General features: G+C 66.0%; 8 protein-coding genes. 3 read left to right on the top strand and 5 right to left on the bottom strand.

Going from position 1 to position 8,191, the window contains the following annotated elements:
- Positions 1-37 precede the first annotated feature (37 nt).
- Positions 38-1,711 carry a formate--tetrahydrofolate ligase gene (locus AUP43_RS03640; protein WP_067552853.1) on the bottom strand — a complete coding sequence of 558 codons (1,674 nt, stop codon included), beginning with the start codon at positions 1,709-1,711 and terminating at the stop codon, positions 38-40.
- Positions 1,712-1,922: 211 nt separating this feature from the next.
- Between AUP43_RS03640 and AUP43_RS03635 the strand changes: the two genes are divergently transcribed.
- Positions 1,923-2,456, top strand: a complete 534-nt coding sequence (locus AUP43_RS03635) for a protein phosphatase CheZ (RefSeq protein ID WP_067552851.1) — start codon at positions 1,923-1,925, stop codon at positions 2,454-2,456.
- A 19-nt stretch (positions 2,457-2,475) separates the two neighbouring features.
- On the opposite strand, the gene AUP43_RS03630 is transcribed toward AUP43_RS03635, so the two are convergent.
- The gene (locus AUP43_RS03630) at positions 2,476-2,775 is read right to left on the bottom strand and encodes a hypothetical protein (RefSeq protein WP_067552849.1); all 300 of its coding nucleotides are present in this window, start codon (positions 2,773-2,775) and stop codon (positions 2,476-2,478) included.
- A 212-nt stretch (positions 2,776-2,987) separates the two neighbouring features.
- On the opposite strand from AUP43_RS03630, the gene AUP43_RS03625 reads away from it, so the two are divergent.
- Positions 2,988-3,320, top strand: a complete 333-nt coding sequence (locus AUP43_RS03625; protein WP_067552847.1) for a hypothetical protein — start codon at positions 2,988-2,990, stop codon at positions 3,318-3,320.
- Here the strand turns inward: AUP43_RS03625 and AUP43_RS03620 are convergent.
- The 3 genes from AUP43_RS03620 to AUP43_RS03610 form a co-directional block, all read right to left on the bottom strand.
- Positions 3,317-4,834 (bottom strand): PAS domain-containing sensor histidine kinase, encoded by a 1,518-nt coding sequence (locus AUP43_RS03620; RefSeq protein WP_067552845.1) that lies wholly within the window; start codon positions 4,832-4,834, stop codon positions 3,317-3,319. The two genes, AUP43_RS03625 and AUP43_RS03620, sit on opposite strands and share 4 nt — an antisense overlap.
- Before the next feature lie 116 nt (positions 4,835-4,950).
- Positions 4,951-6,495 (bottom strand): gamma-glutamyltransferase family protein, encoded by a 1,545-nt coding sequence (locus AUP43_RS03615; RefSeq protein ID WP_067552843.1) that lies wholly within the window; start codon positions 6,493-6,495, stop codon positions 4,951-4,953.
- Between the two features lie 9 nt (positions 6,496-6,504).
- Positions 6,505-7,428, bottom strand: coding sequence for an aminotransferase class IV (locus AUP43_RS03610; RefSeq protein WP_067552841.1), 924 nt, complete (start codon positions 7,426-7,428; stop codon positions 6,505-6,507).
- A 139-nt stretch (positions 7,429-7,567) separates the two neighbouring features.
- On the opposite strand from AUP43_RS03610, the gene AUP43_RS03605 reads away from it, so the two are divergent.
- Positions 7,568-8,158 (top strand): hypothetical protein, encoded by a 591-nt coding sequence (locus tag AUP43_RS03605; protein WP_067552839.1) that lies wholly within the window; start codon positions 7,568-7,570, stop codon positions 8,156-8,158.
- Positions 8,159-8,191: the final 33 nt, after the last annotated feature.

Genomic DNA, 8,191 nt, shown 5'->3' with positions numbered 1-8,191 from the left:
CTCCCCTTCCGGGGCGAGGGACTAGCGGGACTAACCGCTAGAACAGCCCCTCGATCTGGCCCTTCCCGTTCACGAAGATGGCGTTGGCGGCGGGCACGCGGGGCAGGCCGGGCATGGTCATGATCTCGCCGCAGATGACGACGACGAATTCGGCCCCGGCGGACAGGCGCACCTCGCGGATCGGCACGATATGGCCGGTGGGTGCGCCCTTGGCGGCGGCGTCGGTGGAGAAACTGTACTGCGTCTTGGCGATGCAAACCGGGAAATGGCCGAAGCCGTCGGCCTCAAGCTGGGCGAAGCGCTTCATCACCGCGGCGTCGGCGGCGATGTCCTCGGCGCCGTAGATGGTGCGCGCCACCTTCTGCACCTTCTCGAACAGCGGCAGCTCATCCTCGTAGATCGGCTGGAAACGCGCCTGCCCGCTATCGGCCAGTTCGGCGACGCGGCGCGCCATCGCCTCGATGCCGGCCCCGCCCTCGGCCCAATGATTATTGAGGAAGCAGTCGACGCCCAGCTCGCGGCAGAACGCCATTACCGCCTCGCTCTCGGCCGCGCTGTCGCCGGTGAACCTGTTGATGCCGACCACCACCGGCACGCCGTATGCGCGCACATTCCCGATATGCCGGCCGAGATTGCTCAAGCCCGCCTGGACCGCGCCCACATTCTCGCGGCCCAGCTCCTCCTTCGCCACGCCGCCATGCATCTTCAAGGCGCGGATGGTGGCGACCACCACCGCCACGTCTGGGGCAAGGCCCGCCTTGCGGCATTTGATGTCGAAGAATTTCTCCGCCCCCAGATCGGCCCCGAAGCCGGCCTCGGTGACCACGTAATCGGCCAGCTTCAAGGCGGCCCGCGTGGCGATGACGGAGTTGCAGCCATGCGCGATATTGGCGAACGGGCCGCCATGCACGAAGGCCGGGCTGTTCTCCAGCGTCTGCACCAGATTAGGCATCAGCGCGTCACGCAGCAGCGCGGTCATCGGCCCGGCGGCCATCAGCTCGGACGCCCGCACCGGCCGGCGCTCGGCGGTGTAGCCGATGACGATGCGGCCCAGCCGGGCGGTCAGATCCTCCAGGTCGGTCGCCAGGCAGAAAATCGCCATCACCTCGGAGGCGACCACGATATCGAACCCGTCCTCGCGCGGATAGCCGTTGGCCACCCCGCCCAGCGAACTGACGATCTGGCGCAGCGCCCGGTCGTTCATATCGACCACGCGCCGCCAGGTGACGCGGCGGGTGTCGATGCCGATCTCGTTGCCCCAGTAGATATGGTTGTCGATCAGGGCCGCCAGCAGATTGTTCGCCGCCGCGATGGCGTGGAAATCGCCGGTGAAATGCAGGTTGATATCCTCCATCGGCACCACCTGGGCATAGCCGCCGCCGGCCGCCCCGCCCTTCAGCCCGAAGCACGGGCCGAGGCTGGGCTCGCGCAGGGCGATCATGGTCTTGGCGCCGATGCGGTTCAGCCCGTCGCCCAAGCCCACCGTGGTGGTGGTCTTGCCCTCGCCCGCCGGCGTCGGCGTCATGGCGGTGACCAGGATCAGCCGACCGTCCGGCCGGTCCTTCAGCCCGGCGATATAGCCCAGATCGAGCTTCGCCTTGGTCGGCCCGTAGCGATACAGCTTGTCGGCCGGGATGCCGAGGCCGGCGGCGATCTGCTCAATCGGCAGCAATCGCGCCTCGCGGGCGATTTCGATGTCGGACTTCGCCATTTTGGAAGTTTCCTTTCAGGCGCGGTTGCGCGGCGCGCTTCTTACTAGCGTCGGTGGGGTTGGCGGGCCAAACTATGGCGAAGCCGCCGGACCTCGTCCAGTCATGCGACAAGACGAAGACAGCCGGCCGGGCGTTAACTCTTCGTCAATCAATAAGAGATTACAGCAGGCATGGGCGCGTCGCATCGCGCCCGAGAGTGGGGAGATAAAAATGAGCGCTTCGCTAGACCTGAAGCCGGAAATACTGAAGCTTTTCGCCTTCACCCAGAAAATCCGGCATGAGCTGGCGGCGATCCGCAAGCCCGGTTCGGACGAGGACCGATTTAATTCCATGTCGCAGGAGCTGGACGCCATCGTCGAGGCGACCGAGGTGGCGACCAATGCCATTCTGGAAAGCGTCGAGGCGATCGATGCGCTGGCCCAGGAAATCCGCGCCATGGCGCCGGACAACAAGCCGATGACGAACAAGCTGGACGCCATCGGCGACAAGATCGGCACGGTGTTCGAGGCCTGCTCGTTCCAGGACATCACCGGCCAGCGCGTGTCCAAGGTGGTGACCTCGCTGAAATTCATCGACGAGAAGCTGAACACCATGGTCAGCCTGTGGGGCAAGGACGAGCTGGCCCGGCTGTCGAAGGAGATCAGCGAGGAGAGCGGCAAGAGCGGCGACGCGGCCCTGCTGAACGGCCCGCAATTGAAGGGCAAGGGCGTCAGCCAGGACGATATCGACCGGCTGTTCGACTAGCCCCTCATGGACTAGGCCCTCACGTCACCACCCAGCCGATCAGGAAGGCGGCGATCACCAGCTGGACGATGCCGCCGACGATGGAGGCCTTGAGCAGCGATTGGATTGCGCCGATCAGGAACAGCGCGCCCAGGCCCAGCAAGACCCAGCTGAACAGGCTGGCGTCCGACATGCCCGCGCCGTCGGCGACGCCGCCGAAGAAATCCGAGAAGACGGCGCCCAGCGAGCCCAGCACGCCCAGCACCAGATCGGCGATCCAGGCCAGGATGTTGCCGACCGCTTCGCCGGCATCGCGCAGAAGATTTACTTCCAGGATCATGATCGTTCCCTTTGCCATCGGCCTGTATTGGCTGCGCCAGATATCGCCTGAGCGGCCTTACAAAGGCAATCAATTCCTAACGAAATAAAAGAAACAATTGTTTCAGTGCTTAACGGTTCCTTCACGCCGTTATGGCATGGTGGCTGCAACTGGGGGTACATACCTCGAAAGAGACAAGCGCCATGATGTTTAGCAAACTGAAAAACTTACTGATGACAGAGGATAGTCGCGTCGCGCCGCGCGTCCCGGTCAGCGATGGCTGTCACGTCGAAATGGACGGCAAGAGCTATCCCATGAAGAATTGGAGCGCGACCGGCCTGTTCTTCGGCCCGTATGAGGGCGATGTGGTGCCGCGCCAGAAGCTGTATCTGCGCGTCACCGTGAAGGATGCGGCGTTCGATTTCGACTTCCCGGCCGAGGCCATCGTGGCCCGGGTGCAGAACGGGATGATCGGCGCCTATTTCGCCGACCTGAATCCGGGCTTCAAGAAGATGATCTACAAATATTTCAGCTATCACCGCGAGCTGCGCGGCGACGAATATTAACCGGCTTCCGACACCGAGCCGGCGCCGCGCGGCCTGATCCGGTACGGCGGCAGGTGGATCGTCACCGTGGTGCCCTGCCCCAGCACGCTGGCGATGTGTAGCTGGCCGCCATGCAGCTCGACCAGGGATTTCGCCACCGCCAGGCCCAGGCCGGTGCCGTCGACGCTCTGAAAGGCGGTCTGCTGCACCTGCTCGAACGGCACGATCACGCGGTCGATCTGTTCCTGCGGGATGCCCACGCCGGTATCGCACACCGCCAGCGAAAATCCCCGCTCTCCCTGCTCGGCGCGCACCGTGATGGTGCCGTCCCGCCGGGTGAATTTCACCGCGTTCGACAGCAGGTTCAGCAATATCTGTTTCAGCGCGCGCTGGTCGGCGCGCACCGAGGGCAGGTTCAGCGGCAGCTCCGCCTCCAGCGCGATGCCATGCTCCTCGGCCCGGCCCTGCAGCAATTGCAGGCAGTCGCGCACCACCGGTTCGACCGGGAAGTCGCTTTCGTTCAGCTTGTACTTGCCGGCCTCGATCTTCGCGGTGTCGAGAATGTCGTTGATGATGTTCAGCAGGAACGCGCCGCTATCCCGGATGTGCCGGGCATAGCCGGGATAGCGCACATTGCCGAGCGGCCCGAACATCTCGCTCTCCAGCACCTCGGCGAAACCGATGATGGCGTTCAGCGGGGTGCGCAGCTCATGGCTCATCTTGGCCAGGAAGTCGCTCTTGGCGCGGCTGGCCAGCTCGGCCGCCTCCTTGGCCTGCTGCAACTCGCGTTCCTTGCGCTTCAGGTCGGTCAGATAGAAGATCGTGCCGATCAGCCCCGCGACCGCGCCGCTATCGTCGTGAAAGGCCGATTTCTGCACCATGATGTCGCGCCACCCGTCATCCGGACCGCGCTCATGCATCTGGTACACGATGACGGCCTCTTCGCCCGACAGGATGCGCCGGTCGCTGCCCGCATGCTCGGGCGGCTGGCCGATCGGCCCCAGCTCCTGCCCGATGCGGCCGACGATCTCCGACCGGCTGAGCCCGACATGCGCCTCGTAGGCGCTGTTGCAATCGATGAAGCGGCCGGCGGCGTCCTTGTAGAAAACCGGCGTCGGAATGGCATTCAACAACCGCATTGCCGTCGGCCAGGGGCTCGACAAGGGGGCCTGCGCGTCAGCCCGGCCAAGCTGCGCGGCGGAGCGCGGAAACCGCAGCAGATACAGCCGCCCGCCCGCCGCCTCCGCGAAGGCGGCGACCAGCAGCCGCATCGGCTGGGCGGCGGAGCCTTGAAGCGTCAGCATCTGCGGCGTCTCGCCCTGCAGCGTCGGCAGCAGGGCGGTCAGGGCGGCAATGTCGTGCGACGGCAGGATCGCCGAGAGCGGCCTGTCCCGCGCCGCGACCTCCTCGATGCCGAAACGCACCGCGCACGCCATATTCACCGAACGCAGGACCGGGCCCTGGCCGGACAGCGCCATTATGGCGGCCGGCTCGTCGCTATGACCGAAGACAGCCCGGAACAGACTGGACGTCATTCGCCCTTCCTTTAGCCTGCGTGGAGCATACGGACGCCCGGAATTGGAAACGTTCGTTCACCTATAATTCGACGGCACAGTTAACGAACCATTAAATCATTGGATTAAAGATAAAATTACGCTTCCATGACGGCCGCCGCCGGGGAGTTGACATGCGCGCCCCCGACGCAGACATCGCCCTCGCGCAGCACCGCCAGCGGCGTTGCGTACATGATGGGGAAGCTGGTCGCCTCCAGCTCCGTCACCGGGCCGACGGCGCGCAGCGCCGCCAGCACCTCGGGCGACAGGCGGGGATCGGCCTCGATGCGCGCCGGATTGTCGACATTGATGCGCGGCGCGTGCATCGCCGCCTCCAGTTCCATCCCGCGATCCACCAGCATCGAGGTAAGCTGGAACACCGCCGGGAAGATGCGCCGCCCGCCCGATGCGCCGATGCCGAACCAGGGCTGATCGCCCTTCGTCACCAGCACCGGGCACATGTTGGAGAGCGGCCGCTTGCCGCCGGCCAGGGAGTTCGGCCGGCCGGGGCGCGGATCGAACCAGTTGATGCCGTTATTCATCAGCACCCCGGTCCGGGGCAGCACCACCTTGGAGCCGAAGGCCGACAGCAGCGTGTTGGTGACGATGGCCATGTTGCCCTCGCCATCCATGATCGAGAAATGCGTGGTGCAGCCCTGGCCGGCCGCATCGCCATCGTGCCCCATCGTCTCCAGCCGGCGCTGATAGGCCCCCGACAGCGCCTTGGCGTAGGCGGCGAAGCCCTCGGCGTCGCTGCCCAGGGTGGCCGGCAGGCGGCTCAGCGCGTCGCCGAAGGTCGGGCCGGCGTTCAGGCCGGGCAGCAGGTGGATGGTGGCCTCGCCGCGCCGGTGCGGCGTCGGCCGGGCGATATGCGCCTTGTAGGCCGCCAGATCGTCGGCCGCCAGGAAGCCGCCGCCTTCCTGCATGTCGGCGGCGATCTTGGCGGCGATGTCGCCCTCGTAGAAATCGCGCCGGCCGGCTTTCGCCAGATGGGCGATGGTGTCAGCCAGATTGCCCATGTCGAGCACCGGCTTGGCCCCTTCGCCCAGCGAGGGTGGCAGGCCGTTCGGCAGATAGGTCTGCGCCGCCGCCGCGAACTCGCGCAGCGCCGGCGCGTCGTTGGCGATGCGCAGCAGGCTCCACCAATCGACCGCGTGGCCGTGCTTCGCCGCCGCGATGGCCGGTTGCAGCAGCTCGTCCCAGGGCCTGCTGCCGAAGCGCTCCAGCGCCAGGCCGTAGCCATCCACCGCGCCCGGCACGGCGATGGAGAGATAGCCCTTCAGATTCTTGCCCTCCTTCACCGAGGGCCAGCCGAACAGGTCGGCATCGTTGCCCGCACTGGCCAGCGGATAGGCCGCCGGGTCCAGCCGCGCCGGCGAGACCACGCCGAAATCGACCGCGTGCACCGCCTTTTCCTTGGCGCTGTAGACCAGCATGTAACCGCCGCCGCCCAACCCGCTCATCCAGGGTTCGTACACCGCCAGGGCGAAGCCGGTGGCGACCGCCGCGTCGACCGCGTTGCCGCCATCGCGCAGCACCGCCGCCCCCACCGCCGCCGCCCGCGCGCTCTGCGAGGCGACCACGCCCTTCTTCGATCGGACCGCCGGCTTGGTGACCGTCCAATTCTCGATACGCGTCTGCATGATGATTCCTTAGGAGAGATGGCTGAGATACTGGCCCATGAAGTCGAAATCGACCGATTTGGCATAGGCGTCGATAAGCTGGCGGGTGACCGGGCCGGGCACCGCGCCGTCGCCGACCGTGCGGCCGTTGATGCTGCGCACCGGGCAGATGCACAGCGAGGTGGAGGTCAGGAACATCTCGTCCGCCGTATAGGCGTCGTACAAATCGATATCCGCCTCGGCGAAGGGCAGGCCGATCCGTTCCGCCATGTCGATGGTGTGCTGGCGGCTGATGCCCGGCAGCACGAAGCGGGCGCGCGGCGTCAGCAGCCGGTCGCCGCTGACGATGAAGACGTTGCTGCCCAGCCCCTCGCACAGATTGCCGTCCTGGTCGAGCAGCACGGCCCAGGCCTCGGCGTCCTGGGCGCGGGCCTCCAGGTCGGCCAGCACCAGGTTGATGTAATTATGCGTCTTGGCGCGCGGGCTCATCGCGTCCGGCGGGGTGCGGCGCACCGAGGGCACAATCACGTCGATGCCGTCGCGATAGAGCGGCGCGCGATGCTTCAGGGGCAGCGGCGAGCATTCGACGATCACCGTGGCCCCGGCATTCTCGGTGCCGGAGAAGCTTTCGCCGACGCCGCGCGAGATGCGCTGGCCCAGCCAGTAATCCTCGTTCTTGCCGATCAGGTGCAGATTGCGCTCCAGCACCTCCTCGGAGAGGCGGATCATCTCCTTCGGCGAGAGTTGCGGGTCGATCTTCAGATAGGCCAGCGACTTGTACAGCCGGTCGACATGCTCCTGCAGGCGGAAGATTTTGTGGCCGAAGGTGCGGGTCATGTCGAAGACCGCGTCGCCATATTTGAAGCCGCGGTCGCGGAACGGGATCAGCACCTGGCTTTCCGGCACGATCTTGCCGTTGAAATAGGCCACGCGTTCATTCGCCAGTTGAGACATTCGATACCTCCCCGGAGGATGGGCGGCAGGGTTGCGGGCAACGCAGCCGCACTGTCGAGACGCCGCCGATGATGCTAGTTTTCTTCGCGGGTAAGTGAAGCACCCGCCCCGCACGGATGTAAAGCCGGAGAACATCTCCATGCCGCTTTGCCGGTATCTGCTCTGCCTTTTCCTGCTGCTGCCGGCCCCGGCGCTGGCGCAAGGCGAAGCCCCGACGGATTCGCAAGGCCAGCCCCTCACGCCGCCGCCGCCCCGGCCCAATTGCGACTTGCTGCCCGGCGGCAATGCCCCGGTGGACCGCATCGCCCGGCTGAGCGGCGAATTGTCGGTGCATAATCTGAACTACACCTATTTCGGCAAGCCGCTGCTGGAGCTGACCGCCGCCGATTTCGACGAGATGGCGCGGATCGTGAAGGCCTGCCAGGTGGCCGATACCGAGGCCCCGAAGCGGCTGCAGGCGTTTCGCGAGAAGGTGATGAACGCCAACGCGGCGCGGCAGGAGACGCTGCGCTGGATCCGCCGCAACCAGGCGGAGATCAAGAAGATGGGCAATGGCCGCCAGGATCTGGAGCGGCTACAGGCGATGTGGCTGGAGATGCTGGCCCGCTCGGAGGAAATGCTGCCCGCCGACCGCGCGCCGCTGGCCCGTGACATCGTGCTCAAGCAGGAACAGATCTACGTCTCCACCCCCGTCCCCGCCCCCGACCCGGTCTGGACGCCGAAGCGGTAATTCCCTCACGCCGCCTTATGCTTCGAGACGCCC

Source organism: Oceanibaculum pacificum (assembly GCF_001618175.1).
Taxonomy (GTDB): Bacteria; Pseudomonadota; Alphaproteobacteria; order Oceanibaculales; family Oceanibaculaceae; genus Oceanibaculum; species Oceanibaculum pacificum.
The sequence above is the reverse complement of the archived record's forward strand: the minus strand, read 5'-3'. Positions and strand labels throughout refer to the sequence as shown.

Coding starts and splice junctions, on each gene's coding strand:
- AUP43_RS03640 (WP_067552853.1), bottom strand. CDS start 1,711: ATGGCGAAGTCCGACATCGAAATCGCCCGCGAGGCGCGATTGCTGCCG.
- AUP43_RS03635 (WP_067552851.1), top strand. CDS start 1,923: ATGAGCGCTTCGCTAGACCTGAAGCCGGAAATACTGAAGCTTTTCGCC.
- AUP43_RS03630 (WP_067552849.1), bottom strand. CDS start 2,775: ATGATCCTGGAAGTAAATCTTCTGCGCGATGCCGGCGAAGCGGTCGGC.
- AUP43_RS03625 (WP_067552847.1), top strand. CDS start 2,988: ATGACAGAGGATAGTCGCGTCGCGCCGCGCGTCCCGGTCAGCGATGGC.
- AUP43_RS03620 (WP_067552845.1), bottom strand. CDS start 4,834: ATGACGTCCAGTCTGTTCCGGGCTGTCTTCGGTCATAGCGACGAGCCG.
- AUP43_RS03615 (WP_067552843.1), bottom strand. CDS start 6,495: ATGCAGACGCGTATCGAGAATTGGACGGTCACCAAGCCGGCGGTCCGA.
- AUP43_RS03610 (WP_067552841.1), bottom strand. CDS start 7,428: ATGTCTCAACTGGCGAATGAACGCGTGGCCTATTTCAACGGCAAGATC.
- AUP43_RS03605 (WP_067552839.1), top strand. CDS start 7,568: ATGCCGCTTTGCCGGTATCTGCTCTGCCTTTTCCTGCTGCTGCCGGCC.